Below are 21,801 nucleotides of genomic sequence, written 5' to 3'. Positions count from 1 at the left end.
GGTATTGGCGCACCTTTGGCTATAATGTGCGCCATTTTTGTTTCTGGTAGTAGTGTTTATGACTCACGCAGCGCAAGCTAAAGCTCAATATAATCTGAATAAACTGCATAAACGCCTGCGTCGTGGTGTTGGTCAGGCCATCGCTGATTTCAATATGATTGAAGAAGGCGACAAAATCATGGTGTGTTTGTCCGGCGGCAAAGATTCGTACACTATGCTGGATATTTTACTTAACCTGCAGCAATCTGCCCCAATCAACTTCTCTGTGGTTGCGGTTAATCTGGATCAAAAGCAGCCAGGCTTTCCGGCAGATGTGTTACCGGCATATCTGAGCGGCATCGGTGTTGACTATAAAATAGTCACTGAAGATACCTACTCTATTGTTAAAGACAAAATCCCTGAGGGTAAAACCACCTGCTCGCTGTGCTCCCGCCTGCGCCGCGGCATTTTGTACCGTACCGCCAAAGAACTGGGTGCGACCAAAATAGCACTGGGCCACCACCGTGATGACATGCTCGAAACGCTGTTTTTAAATATGTTTTATGGCGGCAAGATGAAGTCTATGCCAGCTAAGCTGGTTAGCGATAATGGCGAACATATTGTGATCCGGCCGCTGGCATACTGCAAAGAAAAAGACATTGAAAAATACTCAGTAGCGCGCCAGTTTCCGATTATCCCGTGTAATTTGTGTGGCTCTCAGGATGGCTTGCAGCGTCAGGTGGTGAAAGAAATGCTGCAAGACTGGGACAAACGCTTTCCGGGGCGAATTGAAACCATGTTTCAGGCCATGCAGAACATAGTACCCTCACATATGGTTGACAAAAACCTGTTCGATTTTGCCGGCCTGAGCAAAGATACTGAATTACCAGAACGTGATACTGCTTTTGATAAACCCAGTATACCGACCATTCCTGTCGGGCTGGTTAATGAGGACGAAGACGAGACGCACACTGACAACAGTGTTCAGGTTATCGCCTTAAGCTAACCCTGCACAGCCAGGGTTAACCCAACGCAGTTCAATATTACGGCTATCGATTGTTATCAATCAGCGGTAACAAATAACTGGGCCGCTGGCTAAACTGCCAGCGGCTATCTGACGGCAAGCCGCGGCTAAAATCAATAAGGCAACGCTTAGCCTGACAGCGGGTTACTGCAGCAGTAGCATCATCTAACTGCGGCATTACCACGTCATCAGCAAATTCAACAATCACGCCACTAACTTCCGGTAACCAGTATTTGCTTAATCCGGCCATATCATCCAGCAACACATCAAACTGGCTACGATAGTGCTGTAGTTGCGGCAAAGTTAAGTCATTTGCCAGCCGCATACGTGAACGCAAACGAAACTGCACCTGGCAAGGTTCAGCGTTATCGGCCTGTAACACTTCAAGTATGGCATTACTGTCTTTTAACGCTTCATCATACGGCAAACTGATTTCACCATTACCGGCAATATCCAGCTTTATATCATGCAAGTCGCTTTTCAGGCCCAGGCTGTAGTATTTACATGCCTGGCCGCTGCGCTCGCCTGTCAGGGCAAATGCCAGCGTAATGTCGCTATATTCAGGCTGTTGCAGCTTTTTCATCCGGTTGTAAAAGCCGTTGTAGCTTAGCAATAAGTCGGCAGATGCCGGGGCACAAAACACCAACAACAAAGGCATCAGGTTACGCATATTATTCTTCCAGTAGTTTGCGGTTAAAGCGGATCATGCCGCTGATTTCAGCAATATATTCTTCTCCGCGCTCTGAGTATGCGCCAAGGCCGGCGGCAAGGGTTTCACCACGCACCGGTTTACCTTCCTGGCGCAAACGGGCCCGGATAGCGCGTAATGGCTCGTAGGTATGAAAAGCATTTAAGTTATAAAAATAGCTATTAATACTGGCTGCCGGGCTGTCAAACCTGGCCACTTCGTGGGTTTGCCCTTCCAGCCGTGATTGTGGTATCAGGCCACAGCCTTCGCGAAAACACCATTGGCCAAAAAAGTTATAGCCTTCTACAGCAAAACGGCTGGTGCCCCAAGCTGACTCGTTTGCCGCCTGCATTAATACCAGGCTTTCGGGGATCACATCTACCCGCCTTAGTAACTCCTCGAGCATATTTTCATCCGTTTCTGCGACTTCCATTCTAAACTCATCATACAGGCTGTATAAAAAAGCATATTCTTCTACAGACATTCGCATATGTTTTTGCTTTTTATCCTGAATCTCCAGTAATTGCTGGCGTAGCGCACGTAAACGGGCATTTTCACGTTTAACATAGGGACGTAAATAATTAAAAAAGCTGCGCTTTTTCTCAGTAGTGTCATTAATCAGATTAAAATCCGGCAGGCCTTTAAAGGCAGGTAATGGCTGGGTGTAAGCCAGACGCTGCAGCACTTTTTCCTGATCAGCCCGGTTTAGTGCCGTAATACGACTGGGCTTTTGCCACTCTTCCAGTGAATCCAGCTGTTTTACCGGTTCAAGCTCAGTAAAAGGGCTTAAAACGGCCACAAAAACCAACAGCCAGAAAGCTGAAATAATGATTTTTTTCAATAACATCTATCACCTGTAGGTTACTCTTCCTGCATAGCACCTTTGCTATGGCAGTAACCGGTTTGCTACAACAAGACGGCGACATTTTACCTGCACGGCGCTCTTTATACGATTAAAAACTTAAAGCGGTTAATTTTTTTCTGTAAACGCCGCTGTAGCCATTGCAAAGTGGCGATAGTTATGTGAAAACAGTGTTCCACAGCAATTTAGCTGTCTGGACGGATAAAACGGAGACATTAAGGTCGTTGTTATGAAACCTATTGAGCGCTCATCAAAGTTAGACGGAGTCTGTTACGATATCCGTGGCCCTATCGCACAGGAAGCCAAACGCATGGAAGAGGAAGGCCACCGCATCCTCAAACTCAACATAGGTAACCCTGCGCCTTTTGGTTTTGAAGCACCTGACGAAATTCTCAAGCATGTTATTCATAACCTGCCCACAGCACAGGGCTATTCTGATTCGCAAGGCATTTACCCTGCCCGGGTGGCGGTAGCACAGTATTATCAGCAGCGCGGCATTCTGGGTGCAGATGCCGATGATGTTTATATTGGCAATGGCGTGTCCGAGCTGATTTTAATGTCGCTGCAGGCATTGCTGAATAACGGTGATGAAGTGCTGGTGCCCTCGCCCGATTATCCGTTGTGGACCGCCGCAGTTAACCTGGCTGGTGGCAACGCACTGCATTACCGCTGTGACGAGCAGCAAGACTGGTATCCTGATCTGGCCGATATTAAAGAAAAAATCAGTAAAAAAACCAAGGCCATCGTACTGATCAACCCGAACAACCCAACCGGCGCAGTGTACGACAAAGCCTTTTTGCTGGAGCTGCTAAAAATAGCCCGCGAGCACCGGCTGGTAGTACTTAGCGACGAAATATACGATAAAGTGCTTTACGACGGCACAGAGCATGTCAGTACGGCGTCGCTGGCCGACGACTTGGTTATGCTGACCTTTGGCGGTTTATCTAAAAATTACCGTATTGCCGGTTTTCGTGTAGGCTGGCTGTTTATCTCCGGCGCCAAACATTTAGCCCGCTATTATATTGAGGGGCTGAACATTCTGGCGTCAATGCGGTTATGTGCCAACGTGCCCTGCCAGCATGCTGTGCAAACTGCCCTTGGTGGATACCAGAGTATTAATCAGTTGGTAGTGCCTGGCGGCCGTTTATATGAACAGATGGATCTGGCACATAAGCTGGTAACACAAATTGACGGTATCAGCTGCGTGCGGCCCAAAGGCGCAATGTATTTATTCCCGAGAATTGACCGTAAAAAATTTCGTATTAAAGACGACGAGTTATTTGTGCTGGATTTTTTACGCCAGCATAAAGTGTTGCTGGTGCATGGCAGAGCCTTTAACTGGCCAGAGCCGGATCACTTTCGCATTGTGTTTTTGCCGCATAAAGAGCAACTGGAAGCCGCCATTGGCAAACTGGCGCAGTTCTTACCAGGCTACAGCCAGTAACAATAACAAAGGCAGCGCAAGCTGCCTTGTTGATCTGATTAGTTAAGGTCTTTATCAACCCAGAACTTGGTGCCTTTTAATGTTGCCTGCAAGGCTAAACCTGCTTCAGTAAATTGATAAATAGTGACATCATCAACACTGGCCTCAGTTCCTACAGCACCGCCTTTATCACCGGCTTTTGCTGCAGCATCAGCCTGAGCACCAAAAGCCCAGCCCTGTTCAATAAAGCGTTGCATCGCCTCAGCAGTATGAAACACCATTACTAAGCGAAAATCTTTTACTCCGGCACCTAAACCCACACCGACTTCACCCATTTTCATATAAGTGTCAGTGCCGCTGCGGTTATCACGCACTACACCATAACCACCACCAAAACTGGCCAGAATGACATTGATATTGGCGTTACTGAAGGTGGCATAGCCGGGTGCACTTTGTAATTCAGCTCTGGCACTGGCCTTTTGCCGGTATAACTCGGTAAGCACGTCGCTGCGCATCTGGGTTATGGCATTTTTTTGCTCTGTTGCACTGGCATTTACGCCACCGGCGCAGCCTTGCAACATAAGTACCGAGCCTAATACTGCCGCTGTAATATATTTCCACATAGCTTGTTGCTCCTGTCAGAAGTTCAGGCTGAGTGTAGCCTGCTATGCTGAAGTTTCACTTAACAGCCTCACTCCTTAACGGTTTGTTAAGAATCGCGGCAGATTTCTCCGCTTAGTTCAAATTCAACAGTAGTGTGGCCTAAATTATACGGAGCCAAGAGCTCGGCAATACGCTGCTTATAGTGTAACTGTTTGGCCAGGGCAGCATCAGCGCTAAGTTCTACATGCATTGTCAGTACGTGCTGCTCACCATCGAGTGACCATAAATGTAAATGATGCACCGCTTTTACAAACTCCAGCGCATTTAGCTCTGTGGTAATTTGCTGCTGCAACGCGGGATCAGGGCTAACCTGTAAAAACAGGGCCAGTGTTTGTTTCAGGCTTTTAATAACATTAAACAGAATAAACAGGGTAAAACCGATACATAGCACCGGATCAAGCCAGGCCCAGCCGGTAAAGTACATCAGAATGGCACCAAGCAATACCGCCACCCAACCCAGCACATCTTCCAGCAGGTGCCAGCTGAGTACCTTTTCATTTTGCGTTTTGCCACGGCGTAAGCGTAATACGGCAGCACCATTTACAGCTATGCCGAAAATGGCCAGTACAAACATGCCGCCTGTGTGCGGCAATTGCGGCTGCCACAACCGTGGAATAGCCTCAGACAACACCCAGCCCGAGCCAACTAACAAAATAAGGCCGCTGATCAGCGCGCTTAACAGCGACCAGCGCCGGTAACCATAGCTGTATTTTTGTGTGGGCTGTCGGGTCGCAATTTTGCTGGCGAACCAGGCAAAACCTATTGCCAGGCTGTCTCCCAAGTCATGAATAGCATCGGCAATAATGGCAACACTGTTAGTTAGTATGCCGCCGACAATTTCAATTAAAGCAAAGCCAAAATTAAGCCAGAAAGCCAGCGCAATATTACTACTTTCACTATGATGGGCGTGCTGATGTCCATGTTGATGGCCATGGTTTTTATGCGAAGTATGCTGGTGTTGCTCTGACATAAGGTTTAACCAGGTATATATAAATGGCATGAGCACTGAGCATAAGAGTAATTAACCGCCGACACAATCATTGCCGCTCGCTTTTAGACAAACGCTTGTTTATGCACTAATAACACAGTAATCTTGCAGCAATAATTAGCCATCCATACCGCTGAAGTTAATAAATGAATAGCGATTTTTCCTTCCAGCAGGCATTTGAAAGCCTGACAACCCAGCTTGCCGCCATCGTATTTTATGCCTTTGATATCAATGGTGTCAGTATACCTATGGTACTGATCTGGCTGGTTAGCGGTGCACTGGTATTTACCTGTTACCTTGGTTTTATTAATGTTCGCGGTTTTGGCCATGCATTCAGTCTGTTAAAAAACAATAAACGCAGTGGTGCCAATGGTGAAATTACGCCGTTTCAGGCCCTGAGCACGGCACTTTCCGGCACAGTGGGTACTGGTAATATTGCCGGTGTTGCCGTTGCAATCAGCCTGGGGGGCCCGGGAGCAACGTTCTGGATGATAGTGGCAGGCCTGCTTGGCATGTCGACCAAGTTTGTAGAATGTACGCTGGCGGTAAAATACCGGCAAATTAATGCTGATGGTAGCGTGTCTGGCGGGCCGATGTATTACATTAAAGCCGCGCTGGATAAATTTAACCTGCCGGTGCTGGGTAGCATACTGGCAATGGCGTTTTCGGTATTTGTGATCTTTGGTTCAGCTGGCTTTGTGCACGTTAACCAGGGTTTTGTGCAGGTAAAAACCGTAACCGGTTTTGACAACGCCTGGCTGTTCGGTGCCATTTATGCCTTTTTAGTTGGTGCAGTAATTATTGGCGGGTTAAAAAGTATTGCCCGTGTTACCAGTAAACTGGTGCCACTGATGTGTGGCATTTACCTGTTAGCGTCAGTGTTGGTTATGCTTACCTATGCCAGTGCTATTCCATCAGCGTTATGGCTGATAGTACAAGGTGCCTTTACACCGGAAGCAGGTTACGGCGGTTTTATTGGTGTGCTGATCCAGGGTTTTCGCCGCGCAGCCTACTCGAACGAAGCCGGTATTGGCTCCTCACCTATCGCCCATGCCGCCGCCCAAACGAAAGAGCCGGTAAGCCAGGGATTTATTGGTTTACTGGAGCCCTTTATAGATACGGTGGTTATTTGTACCATTACGGCACTGGTGATTATTTTAACCGGTGCTTATCAAACACCAGGGCTGGACGGTGTGCAAATTACCTCAGGTGCCTTTGCCTCGGTATTTAGCTGGTTTCCGTGGGTATTAATGGTTGCGCTGCTGTTATTTGGTTTTTCTACCGTTATCAGCTGGTCTTACTACGGTATGACCGGCTGGCGTTATCTGGTCGGCCAGGATAAACGCCTGACACAACTGTATAAGGTATTGTTTTGTTTTATTGTATCTATGGGCGCCGTACCGGATGTAATGGCGGTGTTCGACTTTATAGATTCAATGATTTTCTTAATGGCCGTACCCAATATCCTCGCGCTGTACTTGCTGCTACCTGAAGTAAAGGCCGATCTTAAAACCTATTGGCAAAAACAACAGCAGGCCCGTTAAGCGGCCTGCTCTACTGCAGCAATTTTTGCTTTAGTGGTTTTTTCGTTTTTATCTGCTTTAGGCGCAGGCTTTTTGGCACCCAATGCCACCAGCAAGTCGTCTTTCTGCTGCGCCATATAAAGTGCCAGGGCTTCAGCCTGCTGCTCATCAGTAACTAAACCGCTACCAGCTAAAAAGCGGGCCAGTTCGTCAGCAGTATCCAGCATTTTGTCATAAGCGTCAGCTTCTGCTTTAGACGTAAAAGTCATTTTTTCTGCTCCGTTACGTTCTACTACATACTTAATAATTACAGCCATGGCATTTCCCCCCAATTAAATTACTGTCATTTTATACAGTATAATTTTTTGCTTGTCGAATGCTTTTTTGCAGATAAATCCGCCAATGACACTGTAGCCGGGCTCGAAGTTTAACCACAGTTGGCGTACTATAGCGCATCAGATATGCTCAGCACCATGCCTGCTGTTTTGCACTTTAGCTATTTGAATTAGAAAGAGTTGTTTGAATTAACAAGGAATACTATGCCTCACCCTCTTTGGTCAGAGCGCCGCTCTGGCATTAGCAACAGCAGGCCCGGCGATCAGCGTACCCCCTGGCAGCGCGACCGCGCCCGTATTCTGCACTCGGCAGCGTTTCGCCGCCTGCAATCAAAAACCCAAATTCTGGGTATTGGCCAAAACGACTTTTACCGCACCCGCCTGACACATTCACTGGAGGCGGCGCAAATTGGCACCGGTCTGGTTAGCCAACTGCGCAGCAAAGTGGATGCGGCACAATTAGCTTTTCTGCCAGAAGATAGTTTGATGGAAGCCTTATGTCTGGCACATGATATTGGCCACCCGCCTTTTGGCCATGGCGGCGAAACCGCCCTGAATTATAAAATGCTGCATGCCGGCGGTTTCGAGGGTAACGGACAGACGCTGCGCATAGTCGCCAAGCTGGAACCCTATACGCTGCAGCACGGTATGGACTTATCGCGCCGCACCCTGCTGGGGTTATTAAAATACCCGGTATTACAACCCGATTTACGCCATGAAACGATAGCCGCCACTAACCCGCTTAACTTAACGCCATGGAAACCGGCAAAAGCTATTTTTGCTGCCGATGCAGATATTCTTAACTGGATACTGGCGCCGTTAAGCGAAGCTGACCGCAGTTTGTTTCAAAGCACCGACACGCTGGATACATCTCCTTATCTGAAATCACGCTATAAATCGCTGGATGCGTCAATTATGGAGCTGGCAGACGATATCGCTTATGGTGTACATGATTTAGAAGATGCCATAGTGCTTGGCAACATTAGCCAGACACAATGGCAGCAACATACTCAGGCAAACTGGGATGCACTGCCAGGCGAGCTACAGCAACTGATGCAACAAATCAGCGCCGCGCTGTTTTGCCATCAGCATCACCTGCGTAAAGACGCGATAGGCTCGCTGGTAAACCTGTTGATCAGCTCCGTTACGCTGTATGAAGCCTTGCCGCAGGCACAGGAGCCTCTTATCCGCTATAACGCAGCATTAGCTGCCGCGCCACAGGCAATTTTGCATTGTTTAAAACAGGTGGTATATCGCTGCGTAATCTCAAAACCGGAGATTCAGCAATCGCGTTTTCGCTGTCAGAATATGCTGATGGTCCTGTTTGATGCGTTCAGCTCAGATCCCTCACGGCTGCTGCCGGCCAATACCCAGCAACGCTGGATGGATGCCCCTGACGAGCTAAAAACCCGGGTGATATGCGATTATATCTCCGGCATGACTGATGATTACGCCGAGCATATGTACCGCCGGCTGTATGCTACCGTTTAACCGTTAAGTAACAGGTATCTACCGTTTTGAGCAAAACAGCACTACGTATACTGGCCGGGCCAACAGCCTTTGCCCATATTCAGCAACATGGCCTGCAACAGGCTGATTTCAGCGTTATGGTAGGTGCCAGCGGCGGCCCCAAGTGGTTTTGTTTATTTGGTTTGGATCAATACCTGTTTGGTGAGTTTTTTGCCGGTCGCAGCACGCCGCTGCATATTCTGGGTAGCTCAGCAGGAGCATGGCGCTTTGCCTGCTTTGCTCAGGCTGATCCGGTCGCGGCTTCACAGCGTTTTTGCCATGCCTATTGCCATATTACTTACCCCAAAACGGCCGATACCCGGCTGATAACCGAAATCTCGGCGCGTATTATTGATGATGTTTTTCCAACCGAGCAGCATTTGCAACAGGTTATAGATAACCCCTTGATTAAGCTTAATTTGGTTGTGGCTAAAGCGCGTCGGTTGTCTGGTGCACGCAGCAAACTGCTGCAAGCCGGTGGTTTAACACTGGCTGCCGGCGCCAACCTGCTTAACCGCAAACATTTACAGTATTTTTTCCAGCGCGTGCTGTTTCATGCTCCCGGTGAGCCATCGCCGTTTCATTATGCCGGCCTGCTACCCACCCAGCATACTGAACTCAGTACCGCTAATTTACGCCAGGCCGTGCTGGCCAGTGGTTCTATTCCGCTGGTATTAAACCCGGTAGAAGACATTGCCGGCGCAGGCGTTGGCCGGTATTACGACGGGGGCGTAACCGATTACCATTTTGACCTGCCCTTTACCGATAACGGCCTGGTGTTATATCCGCATTTTTACCCGAGCCTTACCCCGGGCTGGTTTGATAAGGCGCTAAAATGGCGTAAAACCAATCCGGCTTATTTACATAATGTAGTGTTGCTTTGCCCGTCTGATAGCTGGGTAAAATCATTACCCTTTGGCAAAATACCCGATCGCAAAGACTTTAAACTGCCCGACGACATAAGGATCCCCTACTGGCAGCAGGTGATCGAACGCTCGCATGAGCTGGCTAACGCCTTAAAACAAGACGACTTTACCCTTGAAGCGCTTTGAATTTTACATTTTTGCGCAAAAAACAAGCACTCAAACGTACCTGATACCTAACCAGCTGTAATCGCCACCGGGTTTCGGGTTACACTTGCGTCACTTTTTATTCACCACAACAAGGACGTGTTATGCCCGCCCGCGATCCACTAACCAATACCGTACATATCAATGAAACCACACAGCATCAGAAACCCAAAAAAGCTATACCGCTGGAGCAAGGCGAAATATCAAATCTGAGTTTCTGGATTAGCCAGATTTCAATGATTATCGCTACTGTGCTGGGTGTTTATCTGGCTGCCCAGCAAGGTTTACAACAAGCTGTATTGTTTGAACAAATTCAAAGCGATAAGAATAACTATTACTTACGTCAGTCGCTACAGCACGAGCTGAGCGACAACCTGGTGCTGATAGAAAAGTACACCGAACAGATTAAAAACATCAGTGTGCATGCGGTAAAGCGTTACGACTTAGTGTTGGATACTTTCGTCTGGGAAAGCATGAAGTTCTCCCCAGCCACGCTGGAAACTCCTTCTGCCCTGTTAAGTGAAAGCCGCAAATTCTACCGCGAAGTTAATGATATCCACGGCAAAATTCAAACCAGCTTTTACAGTACTCATTATGGCACCAAGTTATTGCTGGAGCAGGTAGAACATATGAAAACGGTAGTATTGCCTATGTTTGAAGCTGACACCAATCAGCTAAAACAAGCACTGGCACAGCAGGATGTCGAGGTAGATTAATATGACCAAACCACAACTATATTGCCCTTGTTGCAAAGACCAGACTCTGCAAACCATAGAAATGCATGGCCAGCAGGTTGACCGTTGCCAGCGTTGTAATGGCCTCTGGTTTGATGATAAAGAATTAAGCGACGCTATAGCACACAGCAGTGAACTGACTGATCCCTATTGCATAAAACAAAGTTTTGGTGAAAAGCTGGAGCAACATCAGTACCACTGTCATCGCTGCAATCAGAGCATGCAACAGTTTCACCTGCTAAAAGACTATCAGGTTACCGTAGATAAATGCGGCCGCTGTAAAGGCATTTGGGTAGATGGCGATGAAGCAGAACAAGTACTGGCGGCACCTAAACTACAGGCAGCTTTAACCCGGCTGAATGAAAAAGTGTGTGCCAAAAGCTGGCTGTTTCAATTTTTTACCCAGATGCCTAAAGAGTACAATATTAAGCCGCACCGCACGCCCGTGATGACCTGGACCCTGCTGGCACTGAATATTCTGATTTTTGTGCTATACGGCTTTAACGACACCAGCACGGAATGGGTATTTGTCCATTTCGCACTGGATTCCATCTCAATACTGGATGGCCAGCAATGGTGGACTTTTCTTAGCTACCAGTTTTTGCACGGCGGCTTACTGCATCTGGTTGGCAATATGTATTTTCTGTGGATTATCGGCGACAACCTGGAAGATGCGTTGGGGCCATGGAAGTTTCTTGCTGTTTATTTACTCTGTGGTGTCGTTGCTGCCTTAGTAGAAATGCTGATGTGCTACCTGGTAGATCGCGACTTATTAATGGTAGGTGCCAGTGGTGCCGTTGCCGGTCTGTTCGGTATGTATTTGCTGTGGTTCCGCCACGCCAGCCTGACATTTATGTTTATTGTCTGGCAGAAAAAGCTTAACCCGGCCTGGTATTTTGCTATCTGGGCCGCACTTAATATCTTTGGTCTGTTATCAGAAGACTTAAGCGTGGCATACTGGGCGCACTTAGGCGGCCTGGCAGCCGGCATAGTGGTTGGCGTTATGCTAAAACAAAAAGTACTGGCGCAAAACCCGCTATTGCAACTGCTGCAACAGCCTGAAGCCAGAATACTGCGCTAAAGTTAAAGTAAGCAAGGCAGCCAAATGGCTGCCTTTTGTTAATCCATTTTCTGTCTGCACAGCATTAACCAAGGGGTTAGTTATGCTCGACTCATTATTGCTTAGCCTGTTTATTACCATGTTACTGCCCTATCTGGCTAAAGCCCCGCTGGCCTTTGCTATGCAAAAATCCGGTGGCTACGATAATAATAACCCCCGCGAACAACAGGCAGCACTAAAAGGCTTTGGCCAGCGCGCCAACGCCGCGCATTACAACAGCTTTGAAGCATTGGCTATTTACGCTGCGGCCATCATTATAGTGGTCGCCACAGGCACTGCCGATAGCACCACAGTAACGCTGGGCTGGTTATTTGTTGCAAGCCGTGTAGCCTACTTAGTATGCTACTGGCTGGATTACGCCACCTTCAGATCAGCAGTATGGGCTCTCGGTATGATACTGGCGTTTAGCATTGCAGGACGGGCGGTGTTGGTATAATAACAGCAGAACCTGGGTTAACAGTTCTGCTATCGGGCGTAATAAGCACTAATCACCTTGTTAGTTATTTTATCTACTTCCACCGTATAACTTTTTTTATCAGCGCTTCCCCTTTGGCCTCGCGGATGGTCAAACGGCTGGTAATAAACAATCCAGGTGTCTTCGCTAGTCATTAATATTATGTCATAGCCGGTTACTTCAAAACCTTGCAGTTTAAAATGAGCGTTGGCAACTTCCAATACTTCGCCCATGGGGGCTTTGATAGACAATACTTCAGTTGGCGCATTAATATCTGCCAAAGTTTGGCCCTCCAAAATTTGCAATAATGAAATAAATAGTAAAATTCTTATTATCCCAAAGAGCCATACTTAAGTTATAATTTAGCGTTTTGCGAGGCATTTAACTATTAACGGTACATCTCCATTTCTATCAATTCAAGGGTGAATAGAAGGTATTATTCTTCTACCCTCATACTTGGTTCGGTCACTTAGAAATTTCTGTACAAGGGTAGATGGAGCTAATTCACCGCTTTTAATGCCATTTTTTTCGTGTTGATTTAACTTCACGCAAATATCAATTTCTACCGACCCTCCAGTGAAAAACGTTAGATACCATTCGTCGCCATCTTGCATCAACAGGTAGGAGCATGCTTTCTGTTCAATAATTTTCATGTATTGATTTATAAATACTGTATTTAAAACTACGAGGGCATAAGCCGATTTTTTTAAGTCTTTTACAATTGCGGCTATTCCAGCTGGCGGAAGTTCAAAGCCTTTATCAAATCCGGGATTGATAACGAGCCCGCAGTCTGAAGGCATGCGAGAAAGTAGATCACTTCCACTCATCGAAAGACAATAAGGTGTTTTATCTTTAAACATTTTAACTCTTGATAAAGATGTAAAAACGCCTAGCATCTGAATACCATTTTTTTCAAATAGTAAAGGAGCCAACCCAGAACCATCTGGCATAACTTCGGAGCCGCTAGGAACAGATAAATCAGCATTCAAAAAGAAATTAATAAACTCCGCGAAGTTCAACCGCTTTTCTTGTGCTTCAACTAGCAAGTCTTCCAGATCATTCTCTGGGATCAATTTTTCAACCATTTATTTTCCTGCCTCCAGGAAAGCTTCCGGGTATAACTTCATCGCTTCACTCTCATCAATTACATCGGCATACCGTTCTAGTTGCTCCCAATATACACCACATACGATACATTTATGCAAACGCGAATGCAGGTCATAATTGACTGCCAATTCTGGTGGACGCTTGCCAGACTCCCAAAGCTTCCGACAAACTTCACATCCTTTTTCTTCCCATTTAGTAACCATCAAAATTTCCTTATTGGAATCCATTCGCCATTGGGCCCAAGCTTAAACAGCACCGAACCTTCTGGAACAGCATTCCCGCCAGGTGTGACAAACTCTCTCGTAGGGTTAACTAAATATCCGGCATTTGGGCCATCACCAGTCTTGATAGCTGTGTGCCCCCCTTCAAGATAATGTGGCCAACCTCCGGCATCTTCAGCCGTCGGTTTAGCAATTTTCATTTCGTTTGTTCGAAAGCTTAGGCCGAAAATATCATCACTTTGGCCCAATAAACCGCCACCACTCACTAATGGGTGACCTCGAAAGTTCGATACCAGAATCTCGGAATGAGTAATCTGCCCGTCAGTGATGAATTCGGAGATTCGCTGATCTCAGACGTAATATTATTATGATGTTAGAGAATTCCTATAAATGCACAGCGCACTCAAAAATGCATAAAAACCGACCGGGCTGATACTCTCCGAAAGAAAATACATACAAAAGGTCATCAATAATAGAAAAATATAGTTTTAATCCTTGCTTACTACCCTTATGTATCTTTACTGCCCCCAGATTAGTAACTGGCAGAGACAAAGCCAAAGATAAATCATCGGCATTGAAAGGTAAGTTACAACCGATGTGGGCTAGTTTATTTAAAGATATAAGGTCACTAATTGCCAAACGGACGGGCTGCCCCTTTACACTGAAAGTCATAGGCGCTTTTTGCTGAGCGACATCTCCGTCAAACACAGTGATCGGCGTAAGCTCATAAAATTTAATCACGTTCTACCCTGATTCGCTTTAGCTAACTATAAGTTTTGCTAGTCGTCCGCTGTAAAGGTGGTCCAATACAACCTACTGGCATGCCGTGTTATTAGCTAAGACAAATCTTCGTATTAATTGATAGCAGCGCAATTACACACAAAGATCACCCAACAACTGTATGCAGCCACCCAGCTCTTTAAACTTATCAATTGAAAGCTTTTCTACCTGAGCAGCTTCCTCAAATTGATTAAAGATACTTTCATATATCGGTATAGGCTTTTCATAGTTTTTTAGAAATGCTTGAAATCCTGCTTTCGTATCACCTTTTTTTTCATCGAATCTAACTACTTTAGGAAAGACTAAATCCGTCACTCCAGTTTCTTTAGCAACCCTATTTTTGACCGCATCTAACCCCTGCTCACTACCAGACATAGCAAGTTCATTACTATTCATTTCAGTTATAAAAATATTTGCTGGATTGCTACGCTGCACCAAGCACAATAACCCATAGGTATCCTCATCTGATTCACCCCAAAATTCAAAATCAAAAAATACCTTAGATTCAGATTTTGTTTCTATTTTGCGAACTTGACCATCTATAAGCTTCATTTTTTCACCAAATCCGGGTTAAATAATATGATATTAACACCACCGTCCGCTTGAGCAGCCGGAGCTATAATACCATTGTAGCCGCTATCTTCAGCATATCTCCCAAGGGGATTCGTGATCTCATATCGCCATTCTTTTGAACCGCCAGTTCTTACTAAATCATCCAATGAAACCCCCAATTCATTACGAACTGACGGATTTGTCAAATCTAATAACCCATCAATCTTCACATTGTAATAGTTATTCACTAACCCATCTGTCGAACCACCATTCCCAGTAAATTCCGAATCAACTATCCTCTGAGATGAGCCTAAGTACAAACCACCTTGTCCTTCACCGGTATATCTATGAATAGCTTTTTCAGTATTAAAGATCGGATGAATTTCTAGCGGATTCCGACCTTCAGGTACTGAGCGATATAACCCACCTTCGAACGTTGCAGTTATCGGGTTACGGTCTGGAACAACCCCATCAACCTTAGCAGCTCCTTTAACTGAGCGACCAACAACACCTGCACCAACAACAGTCCCAACCAACTCTACCGACTTATGTGCGGCTGTAGCAAGCATAGGAGAGCCAGTGGCTTCCAAGGTCGCATCACCCAACGCGGCCATATTTTGCTCGTAGTATTTATCTACCACTGGCGCGACTACACCTGCGACTTTTTCGCCAGCTTTAGACAATAACCCAATCTGCTTTTCCTGCACACTTTCTATGGTGTGTGCGGCCGCATCAACATCGCCACCGGATATCGCCAATGTGACTAAACCTGCACCACCGGCCACGATATCTACGCCGGTATTGACCAGCCCGGTAACGACTAAGTCTGCCGTACCAACGATACCATCTAATAAACCAACTGACCCATTTTCCTTACAGCTCAACCCCAACGGATCTATCCAGTTGATATGATTCGGCGCGTACTGGTAGTGGTTTATACCACCCAGCAGCCCTATTGGGTCCTGGCTGATAAAGCGGCCAGTTTGGGGGTCGTAGTATCTAAAGTGGTTGTAGTGTAGCCCACTCTCGTTGTCAAAATACTGGCCCTGAAAGCGGATTGGGTTATCTATTTTGTTAACCGTTACCGTCGCTTTACCAAACACACTGTAATGCGCCTGCCAGACGATAGTGTTTTCGCTGTCAGTCAGGCTAAGCGGTGTGCCCAGTTGGTCTAACTGGTAAAAATACACCTGGCCCTGTTTTACTAAAGCCAGTGGTTTATTGCTGTTTGGCTCAAAAATATACCAGCTAAATTCACCCTGGCAGTATTCACCAATAAGGGTGTTGCCTTCCCACAGATAATCTGTACGGCCAGTTGCTGTTATCTTGGCGCTACGCCGGCCAAAGGCGTCATACTCATAACGAGTTACCGCATTGCCATTTTTTGGGTTATCAGTGCTAAGCGCCGTTAACTGGTTAAAGCCATTAAATTCGCGCTGCTGGCGGTTGCCCGGCCCGGTAGCCGTTAGCTGATTACCGCTGTCATCGTACTGATACTGTTTATCGTGATAACGTAATAAACGGTCTTGTTTAATCTCAACACCTTCACCGCATGGGTTACCAAAGCTGTCCCACTGGTGCTGCTCACTCTGGCTTGCATCGCTGCTGTGCGTTTTGCTTACCAGTTGGTCCAGGTTGTTATACTGATATTCGGTATCACCTTGCTGGTTATCTGTTACTTTTACCAGCTGATGTAAGGCACTGTAGCTATACTGGCGCTGTGCAGCTTCGCTAGTATTTACACCGTTATTTGCACTGTGCCATTGCTGGGAAGTTAAACGGTTAAACGCATCAAATTGCTGCTTAAGCTGCAAACCGCTGCTGTATTCGCGTGCTATTTCCCGCCCGGCTGTATCGAAACTGCGCCACAACAACAGCTGTTGGTTTAGCGCCAGTTGCGCTAACTGTCCCTGCTCGTTATAGCGGTAATCCAGCACCGTACCATCGGGTAATAATGTGCTCTGGCGCAGGCCGGCGTTGTCATACTGGTGTGCTGTGCGCCAATCATCTTGCCAGTGTTCATTTAACTGGCCGTTGGCATGATAGGCAAAACGCAGTTTGCGCTGGGCGTTACTGGCACGCAGTGGCCGGCCCAGTTTGTCATAGTGGAAGTGGTTACTGCTCAACTGCTGACCATACAGCGCAGTTTGCTCGATAATACGGCCGCGGCTGTCGCGCTTTACTCTAAGCTGGCGTTTGCTGCCGTCTTGTAAAGCACTAACCTTGCCACAAATGTCGTACTGATATTGCTGTACCCGGCCATCAAAGCCCTGCAGTTTTACCGGCCGCTCCTGGCCGTCGTAATCCAGCTGATAGCGTGCGCCATCGCTGCGCATTATTGCCGTCAGGTTACGCTCTTTATCGTATTCATACTGCAAGGTACTGCCGTCGGGCAATACTTGCTGTGCAGGCTGGCTTAAGCCCTCGTAAAGCCACTGCGTTTGCTCATTGGCTGCATTGTGTTTGGTTATTAACCGCCCTGCACTGTCATAGCTGAACTGCTCAGTAATGGCCAGTTCGGGCTGTTGCTCGGGGTATTGGCGCACACTTATTATTTTACCTGCGTCATTACGCTGATACTCGCTAACCAGGGCCGCGGCATCTACCATGCCATTTAACCGGCCAAGCTTGTCGTAGCTGAAGCGGCTTAGTGCATCACCCTGTTTACGTGCCAGCAACTGGCCTTCGTCGTTCCATAAATACTGCTCAAGGCGGCCATCAGCATGTTGTAGCTGCACCAGCTGACCATCCTGATTGTATTGATAACGGCTGATACTGCCATCCGGGCGGGTTTCTGCTTTTAACAAACCGCCAGCGGTATAATCACGTAGCCAGCTTTGGCCCTCCGCGTCGGTATAACCACAGCGCTGGCCTAACTCGTTATATTGAAAGTGGCTAATAGCACCGTCGGGCTGTTCAACGGTGATCAGCTGCCCCTGCTCATTAAAGTAGTAGCGTGTAATACCACCATCAGGCGCAGTTTCTGCGCTTTTTTTACCCAGGCTGTTCCAGCTGTATAACCAGGTGGCGCCATCCGGTGCCACTTTTTTAATCAGCTGGTTACGGTCGTTATGAAAATACTGCCAGCGCTGACCACGGCTGTCTGTGCTTGTGGTTAGCCGCTGATTGTCGTCATACTCAAAGCTGTAATCGTAGTAGCCATCGTCTCCCCAGTTACGGCTGCAGCGTGCTAATGGCCCTTCACCCTGCCAGCTGAAATAATGCTTAAAGCCACTGGCTCGCTGGCGCACGGCCAGTAAGTGGCCTTTGTAGGCATAATGTTCGGTTTGCCCGGCTTGCTCTGTTGCGCTGATTAAATCACGCTGCTCGTCATAATGATAACGGGCCAGCACCACACCAAGGGGTTTAAGCCCTTCGCTTGTTTGCTCTACCGCTTCAATATGGCTTAACTGGCCGGCAGTATTGTAATACAGCTCAATACCGCGCTTACGGGTGTAGTCAATTCGGCTTAAACGGTTAAAGCGGTCATAATAGAGCTGTAAATAATTGCCCAGGCTGTCAAATACCTGATGCAGTGCCCAGCGTGCAGCCTGCCCGGTGTTAACTTTTACCGGTAAAAATACCCAATGGGTATTATCCGGCCGAAGCAAAACCTGGCTGCCGTTTTCTTCATAGCGCAGCGATAAGCCTTCACTTAGCTGATAACTGGTTTGCCCGGCAGCAACGGGGGTAAAAGGTAAACGGCGCCCTTCATCATCATGCAGTACCAGGTGCACCTCGCCCTGCGCATTTTCAGTACTGACTATCTGAAGATGAAAGTTACTGCGCCAGCCAAAACCTAAACCGATATTTTCATGGCTCTGGCTGGAGCGGTAAGTGCGTTTAAACACCAGTGGCAATGGGCCTGGCAACTCAAAGTCCTGCAGCTCAAGAATTTCCTCACCGGTGCACATTGATACCGGATCGCCTTCAAGTACACAGTTATCAATATTGGGCGAGCTTGTGCCATTGGCATTGCTGCCACTTTGGCTATTTACTGCACCTTGCGCATCATTGTCAGCAGCTTTGTTGCTTGCACCGCCCGGGTTAGCGGCTTTAGCTTCTTTGCGTGGCGCTGGTGCTGCAGACGCTGAGGCAATATCAGGCTTAGTCTCTGGCAACGCAAAAACAAACAACTTACCGCCTTGTATTGCTTCGGCCAGTGCCTGGTACACACTATCTTTGCTGCTGCGCACCCGCAGGTTAGCACTCGCGCCGGTAATCCACTGATAGACCTGCGTAATAGCGCCACCGGAAGTAGCAGAATCAGGAAAATCCTTTTGTAAAAAGGCGGCAGCGTCTGCAGCAGAAGCAAAACTCTGTAGTGCGCCCTTTGCTGACGTTTTACCGGTACTAAACAACCACATTGTACCGTAGCGGCTTTTTAACTCAGTTGATTGTATAGCCATGTTAATTACACATCCTTGTTATCCAATAGTGCTTGTGATGGGCTAAATACCGCAACAGCTCGAAATAACCGTGCCGACAATTCACATTGCACTGTCTGGCCGGTAATACGGCCCTGCTCATACGCTTGCAACACATGCCATAACCTGTATAAACCACCGCAGGCGCCCAATTCACCGGTAGCATAAGAGGGAAATATCAGGCTGGTTTCGCTATCTACCACACCATGCAAATGCTGATACTGCGCCAGCCATTGCTCGGTTACTTGCGGGTCGCCACAGTCCGGAAAATACAACTGCTTAAGCGGCGTTTTCAGGTTTGCCGTCAGTTGCAAAAACAGCGCTGCCACCGCGCTTTGCACAGTGGTAGCCGGCTGAGCATCTGAGGCGCTAAATTGCAACGTTACTCCGCGGTGGCAACCGGTTAAACACAGCGCAATTGCCCCTTCTGATGGCACCCCGCTTCGCTCGCCGGTGGCATAGGCATCAAGCACCGATGCCTGAGCCATCGAATCTACTGCCACCAGCCATACCGGCTCGTTGCCTTGTGTTGAAATATGTTGCTGTGCGGCACTAAGTGCCATTAATACCCCGGCACTGCCATGCGGAAACACCCGGCAAGACTGCGATTGTATAAACTCCGGAAAACGGCGCATCAGTTGCTGTAGCAAACTATTAAGCGCGTTGCTATCGGGCTCGGTATATTCAGGCAAAATCAGGTACACGGTTTGATTATTTAACGCACCATCAAGCTGTTGCTGTAGGCTTGCCAGTAAATCCAGTAAGCGCTCGCCAAAAGGCTGCTCTGGTACAGGCGCAAACACAAAGGCTGCAGCTAATGTTTCACCACGCCAGTTCAGATAAACCGGTTCAGGCGGCAGCACCTGCAATGCGGCCGCCGCCACCGTATCGCTGGCATAGCCCAGCACCATGGCGTGCTTTTTTATACTAAAAGCTGTAGCTGCCATTATAAGCCCGCCCCCAGCAACATATCAGTGGCAGGTAGTTTCGTCGCAGGGGTGGCCAGGCTGCGATAGCTGGCCGCTAACTGCCGTTGCTGCACATTACCAGTGCGCCAGACCGCACTAAGCTGTAAATCATTGATACTGGCACCGGCAAGCTGACGGGCACTGTGCGGTTGCAACTGAAACTTAGCCAGAGCCGCTTGATCCGATAACAAGCTATCGCTTTCTATCACACCCAGCAGCATCGCCATGGCATCTGTTGCAATGTTGCTTAACTCATCCTGTTGTGCCAACTCGGCCAATAGCGGCACAAATTTTAGCTGGCCGCTATAACCCATAGCAGCAATAGCCTGTTTAAGTGTGGCTTGATTACCGGCCAGCTGATTAATAATTTTGGCCTGCATAGCATCAGATGCACCGGCTACTAATAACATTAAGGCTGGCGCAGTTAATTCTTGCTGCACACTCAGCTGGCTTACCAGAATATCTTCCTGTGTGCGCTGGCCTAACGCATACTCAGCCAGCGTACAATGCACAACTAAAGGATCATCTGCAGCCAGAGCATTACGCATTGTAACCAGCTCGGCTAATAAGTTGTTTTGCGCGCTACACGCCAGATACCAGAGCGCAGCACAGGTCAGCGCCGCATCTGCCCTAAATGGATTTAATGTTAACCCGGCATAAGATGCCAGTTGCCAGCCAATGTCGCTGCCAGACAAAGCTTGCTGCTGTAATAGCGCTCTACCGCCGGGTGTTGCAAAGTGCTGATGCCATTTTATCTGGCTTAGCAGTAGCAAAGCTTGCTGTGGCTGCATAAAACAGGCGGTATCGTTAGTATTAAGGGCAATAGCCGATACCGGAGCCTGTAACCACTGCAACCATCCGGGAAGCGGTTTACCGGCATTAGTACTGATAGCTGAAAGCAGTTTCAGGCAATCAAGCAGCTGATAATCATGTGCGCGCAACTGCGCTACGCCGGTGTAGCGGCTTTGCACCAGTTGCAAACGCTGATTAATCAGTAAATGTGCCTGCTCTAGCAGGTTTTCTGCCGGTAGCATAATCACTAGCCGCCAATAAATACGGTAGGCACACCCACGACAATTTTGCCGCCGTGCTCGGTGTCATCGCCCAGTCTGGCGGCATTTTTGCCATTAATAAAAACCGTCGACGACCCACCACTAATGGTATCTGGCGGGCCTATACACACTAACTTATCGCCTTTACGTGCGGCAGGAATGCCACAGATAGAAACATTCGGCGAGCCTTGTATTACCGGCCCGCCAATATGCGGTTTAGGCCCCGGATCTACCTTAGGGCAAACATGCATACAACCTATTACCGCTGCGGGTTTGGCCATTTTGTTTTATCCTGTCTGGCGAAGTAGAGCGATAATACCGC

23 protein-coding genes are annotated in these 21,801 nt (G+C 47.7%); 8 read left to right on the top strand and 15 right to left on the bottom strand.

Features of this window, described 5'->3' with window-relative positions:
- Positions 1 to 58: 58 nt before the first annotated feature.
- Entirely contained in the window at positions 59 to 985 is a 927-nt protein-coding gene (gene ttcA / locus AR688_RS08060) for a tRNA 2-thiocytidine(32) synthetase TtcA (protein ID WP_068231764.1), read from the top strand.
- 43 nt (positions 986 to 1,028) lie between these two features.
- Here the strand turns inward: ttcA and AR688_RS08055 are convergent, their stop codons facing one another.
- Both AR688_RS08055 and AR688_RS08050 read right to left on the bottom strand, forming a co-directional pair.
- Positions 1,029 to 1,673 carry a DUF2987 domain-containing protein gene (locus AR688_RS08055; RefSeq protein ID WP_068231763.1) on the bottom strand — a complete coding sequence of 215 codons (645 nt, stop codon included), beginning with the start codon at positions 1,671 to 1,673 and terminating at the stop codon, positions 1,029 to 1,031.
- A gap of 1 nt (position 1,674) precedes the next feature.
- The gene (locus tag AR688_RS08050) at positions 1,675 to 2,538 is read right to left on the bottom strand and encodes a glucosaminidase domain-containing protein (RefSeq protein WP_068231762.1); all 864 of its coding nucleotides are present in this window, start codon (positions 2,536 to 2,538) and stop codon (positions 1,675 to 1,677) included.
- A gap of 244 nt (positions 2,539 to 2,782) precedes the next feature.
- Here AR688_RS08050 and AR688_RS08045 point away from each other — a divergent pair, with 244 nt between their 5' ends.
- Positions 2,783 to 3,997: a pyridoxal phosphate-dependent aminotransferase gene (locus AR688_RS08045; RefSeq protein WP_068231757.1), complete on the top strand. Its 1,215-nt coding sequence runs from the start codon at positions 2,783 to 2,785 to the stop codon at positions 3,995 to 3,997.
- A 38-nt stretch (positions 3,998 to 4,035) separates the two neighbouring features.
- On the opposite strand, the gene AR688_RS08040 is transcribed toward AR688_RS08045, so the two are convergent.
- Together AR688_RS08040 and AR688_RS08035 are read right to left on the bottom strand one after the other, a co-directional pair.
- Complete coding sequence (locus tag AR688_RS08040; RefSeq protein WP_068231754.1) at positions 4,036 to 4,599, bottom strand: YSC84-related protein; 564 nt, start codon at positions 4,597 to 4,599, stop codon at positions 4,036 to 4,038.
- Positions 4,600 to 4,685: 86 nt separating this feature from the next.
- Positions 4,686 to 5,609, bottom strand: coding sequence for a cation diffusion facilitator family transporter (locus AR688_RS08035; protein WP_068232100.1), 924 nt, complete (start codon positions 5,607 to 5,609; stop codon positions 4,686 to 4,688).
- Positions 5,610 to 5,773: 164 nt separating this feature from the next.
- Here AR688_RS08035 and AR688_RS08030 point away from each other — a divergent pair, with 164 nt between their 5' ends.
- Positions 5,774 to 7,171 (top strand): alanine/glycine:cation symporter family protein, encoded by a 1,398-nt coding sequence (locus AR688_RS08030; RefSeq protein WP_068231750.1) that lies wholly within the window; start codon positions 5,774 to 5,776, stop codon positions 7,169 to 7,171.
- On the opposite strand, the gene AR688_RS08025 is transcribed toward AR688_RS08030, so the two are convergent.
- Positions 7,168 to 7,467, bottom strand: a complete 300-nt coding sequence (locus AR688_RS08025) for a YebG family protein (RefSeq protein WP_068231747.1) — start codon at positions 7,465 to 7,467, stop codon at positions 7,168 to 7,170. The genes AR688_RS08030 and AR688_RS08025 overlap by 4 nt on opposite strands.
- Positions 7,468 to 7,689: 222 nt before the next feature.
- On the opposite strand from AR688_RS08025, the gene AR688_RS08020 reads away from it, so the two are divergent.
- From AR688_RS08020 to AR688_RS08000, 5 genes are all read left to right on the top strand, one after another.
- A complete protein-coding gene (locus tag AR688_RS08020) occupies positions 7,690 to 8,976 on the top strand; it encodes an anti-phage deoxyguanosine triphosphatase (protein ID WP_068231740.1) in 1,287 nt (428 codons plus the stop codon).
- A 26-nt stretch (positions 8,977 to 9,002) separates the two neighbouring features.
- On the top strand, positions 9,003 to 10,046 hold the full coding sequence (locus AR688_RS08015) for a patatin-like phospholipase family protein (RefSeq protein WP_068231738.1): 1,044 nt from the start codon (positions 9,003 to 9,005) through the stop codon (positions 10,044 to 10,046).
- A gap of 122 nt (positions 10,047 to 10,168) precedes the next feature.
- Positions 10,169 to 10,780, top strand: coding sequence for a hypothetical protein (locus AR688_RS08010; RefSeq protein ID WP_068231736.1), 612 nt, complete (start codon positions 10,169 to 10,171; stop codon positions 10,778 to 10,780).
- Between the two features lies 1 nt (position 10,781).
- On the top strand, positions 10,782 to 11,879 hold the full coding sequence (locus tag AR688_RS08005; RefSeq protein ID WP_068231733.1) for a rhomboid family intramembrane serine protease: 1,098 nt from the start codon (positions 10,782 to 10,784) through the stop codon (positions 11,877 to 11,879).
- An 82-nt stretch (positions 11,880 to 11,961) separates the two neighbouring features.
- Positions 11,962 to 12,354, top strand: coding sequence for an MAPEG family protein (locus AR688_RS08000; protein WP_068231730.1), 393 nt, complete (start codon positions 11,962 to 11,964; stop codon positions 12,352 to 12,354).
- Positions 12,355 to 12,383: 29 nt separating this feature from the next.
- Here the strand turns inward: AR688_RS08000 and AR688_RS07995 are convergent, their stop codons facing one another.
- The 10 genes from AR688_RS07995 to AR688_RS07950 all read right to left on the bottom strand — a co-directional run bounded on the left by AR688_RS07995 (position 12,384) and on the right by AR688_RS07950 (position 21,760).
- Entirely contained in the window at positions 12,384 to 12,653 is a 270-nt protein-coding gene (locus tag AR688_RS07995) for a hypothetical protein (protein WP_156420256.1), read from the bottom strand.
- Between the two features lie 135 nt (positions 12,654 to 12,788).
- On the bottom strand, positions 12,789 to 13,457 hold the full coding sequence (locus tag AR688_RS07990) for an SseB family protein (RefSeq protein ID WP_068231722.1): 669 nt from the start codon (positions 13,455 to 13,457) through the stop codon (positions 12,789 to 12,791).
- A complete protein-coding gene (locus AR688_RS07985; protein WP_068231719.1) occupies positions 13,458 to 13,682 on the bottom strand; it encodes a hypothetical protein in 225 nt (74 codons plus the stop codon). It lies immediately after the preceding gene.
- Positions 13,682 to 13,966, bottom strand: coding sequence for a hypothetical protein (locus AR688_RS07980; RefSeq protein ID WP_068231716.1), 285 nt, complete (start codon positions 13,964 to 13,966; stop codon positions 13,682 to 13,684). The genes AR688_RS07985 and AR688_RS07980 overlap by 1 nt, the downstream gene beginning before the upstream one ends.
- Positions 13,967 to 14,084: 118 nt before the next feature.
- Entirely contained in the window at positions 14,085 to 14,441 is a 357-nt protein-coding gene (locus AR688_RS07975) for a hypothetical protein (RefSeq protein WP_068231713.1), read from the bottom strand.
- A gap of 132 nt (positions 14,442 to 14,573) precedes the next feature.
- The gene (locus AR688_RS07970) at positions 14,574 to 15,032 is read right to left on the bottom strand and encodes a hypothetical protein (RefSeq protein ID WP_068231710.1); all 459 of its coding nucleotides are present in this window, start codon (positions 15,030 to 15,032) and stop codon (positions 14,574 to 14,576) included.
- Positions 15,029 to 19,441 (bottom strand): RHS repeat-associated core domain-containing protein, encoded by a 4,413-nt coding sequence (locus AR688_RS07965; protein ID WP_082694711.1) that lies wholly within the window; start codon positions 19,439 to 19,441, stop codon positions 15,029 to 15,031. Before AR688_RS07965 ends, AR688_RS07970 begins: the two co-directional genes overlap by 4 nt.
- A gap of 5 nt (positions 19,442 to 19,446) precedes the next feature.
- Positions 19,447 to 20,406 (bottom strand): hypothetical protein, encoded by a 960-nt coding sequence (locus AR688_RS07960; RefSeq protein WP_068231707.1) that lies wholly within the window; start codon positions 20,404 to 20,406, stop codon positions 19,447 to 19,449.
- Positions 20,406 to 21,461 (bottom strand): hypothetical protein, encoded by a 1,056-nt coding sequence (locus AR688_RS07955; protein ID WP_156420255.1) that lies wholly within the window; start codon positions 21,459 to 21,461, stop codon positions 20,406 to 20,408. The genes AR688_RS07960 and AR688_RS07955 overlap by 1 nt, the downstream gene beginning before the upstream one ends.
- Positions 21,462 to 21,466: 5 nt before the next feature.
- Positions 21,467 to 21,760: a PAAR domain-containing protein gene (locus tag AR688_RS07950; RefSeq protein ID WP_068231704.1), complete on the bottom strand. Its 294-nt coding sequence runs from the start codon at positions 21,758 to 21,760 to the stop codon at positions 21,467 to 21,469.
- Positions 21,761 to 21,801 lie beyond the last annotated feature (41 nt).

The sequence above is a fragment of the Rheinheimera sp. EpRS3 genome, from assembly GCF_001513785.1.
GTDB lineage: Bacteria > Pseudomonadota > Gammaproteobacteria > Enterobacterales > Alteromonadaceae > Alishewanella.
The sequence above is the reverse complement of the archived record's forward strand: the minus strand, read 5'-3'. Positions and strand labels throughout refer to the sequence as shown.

Bases quoted from the DNA above. Each gene is read 5' to 3' on its own strand.
- ttcA (WP_068231764.1), top strand. From the start codon at position 59: ATGACTCACGCAGCGCAAGCTAAAGCTCAATATAATCTGAATAAACTG.
- AR688_RS08055 (WP_068231763.1), bottom strand. From the start codon at position 1,673: ATGCGTAACCTGATGCCTTTGTTGTTGGTGTTTTGTGCCCCGGCATCT.
- AR688_RS08050 (WP_068231762.1), bottom strand. From the start codon at position 2,538: ATGTTATTGAAAAAAATCATTATTTCAGCTTTCTGGCTGTTGGTTTTT.
- AR688_RS08045 (WP_068231757.1), top strand. From the start codon at position 2,783: ATGAAACCTATTGAGCGCTCATCAAAGTTAGACGGAGTCTGTTACGAT.
- AR688_RS08040 (WP_068231754.1), bottom strand. From the start codon at position 4,599: ATGTGGAAATATATTACAGCGGCAGTATTAGGCTCGGTACTTATGTTG.
- AR688_RS08035 (WP_068232100.1), bottom strand. From the start codon at position 5,609: ATGTCAGAGCAACACCAGCATACTTCGCATAAAAACCATGGCCATCAA.
- AR688_RS08030 (WP_068231750.1), top strand. From the start codon at position 5,774: ATGAATAGCGATTTTTCCTTCCAGCAGGCATTTGAAAGCCTGACAACC.
- AR688_RS08025 (WP_068231747.1), bottom strand. From the start codon at position 7,467: ATGGCTGTAATTATTAAGTATGTAGTAGAACGTAACGGAGCAGAAAAA.
- AR688_RS08020 (WP_068231740.1), top strand. From the start codon at position 7,690: ATGCCTCACCCTCTTTGGTCAGAGCGCCGCTCTGGCATTAGCAACAGC.
- AR688_RS08010 (WP_068231736.1), top strand. From the start codon at position 10,169: ATGCCCGCCCGCGATCCACTAACCAATACCGTACATATCAATGAAACC.
- AR688_RS08005 (WP_068231733.1), top strand. From the start codon at position 10,782: ATGACCAAACCACAACTATATTGCCCTTGTTGCAAAGACCAGACTCTG.
- AR688_RS08000 (WP_068231730.1), top strand. From the start codon at position 11,962: ATGCTCGACTCATTATTGCTTAGCCTGTTTATTACCATGTTACTGCCC.
- AR688_RS07990 (WP_068231722.1), bottom strand. From the start codon at position 13,457: ATGGTTGAAAAATTGATCCCAGAGAATGATCTGGAAGACTTGCTAGTT.
- AR688_RS07985 (WP_068231719.1), bottom strand. From the start codon at position 13,682: ATGGTTACTAAATGGGAAGAAAAAGGATGTGAAGTTTGTCGGAAGCTT.
- AR688_RS07970 (WP_068231710.1), bottom strand. From the start codon at position 15,032: ATGAAGCTTATAGATGGTCAAGTTCGCAAAATAGAAACAAAATCTGAA.
- AR688_RS07965 (WP_082694711.1), bottom strand. From the start codon at position 19,441: ATGGCTATACAATCAACTGAGTTAAAAAGCCGCTACGGTACAATGTGG.
- AR688_RS07960 (WP_068231707.1), bottom strand. From the start codon at position 20,406: ATGGCAGCTACAGCTTTTAGTATAAAAAAGCACGCCATGGTGCTGGGC.
- AR688_RS07955 (WP_156420255.1), bottom strand. From the start codon at position 21,461: ATGCTACCGGCAGAAAACCTGCTAGAGCAGGCACATTTACTGATTAAT.
- AR688_RS07950 (WP_068231704.1), bottom strand. From the start codon at position 21,760: ATGGCCAAACCCGCAGCGGTAATAGGTTGTATGCATGTTTGCCCTAAG.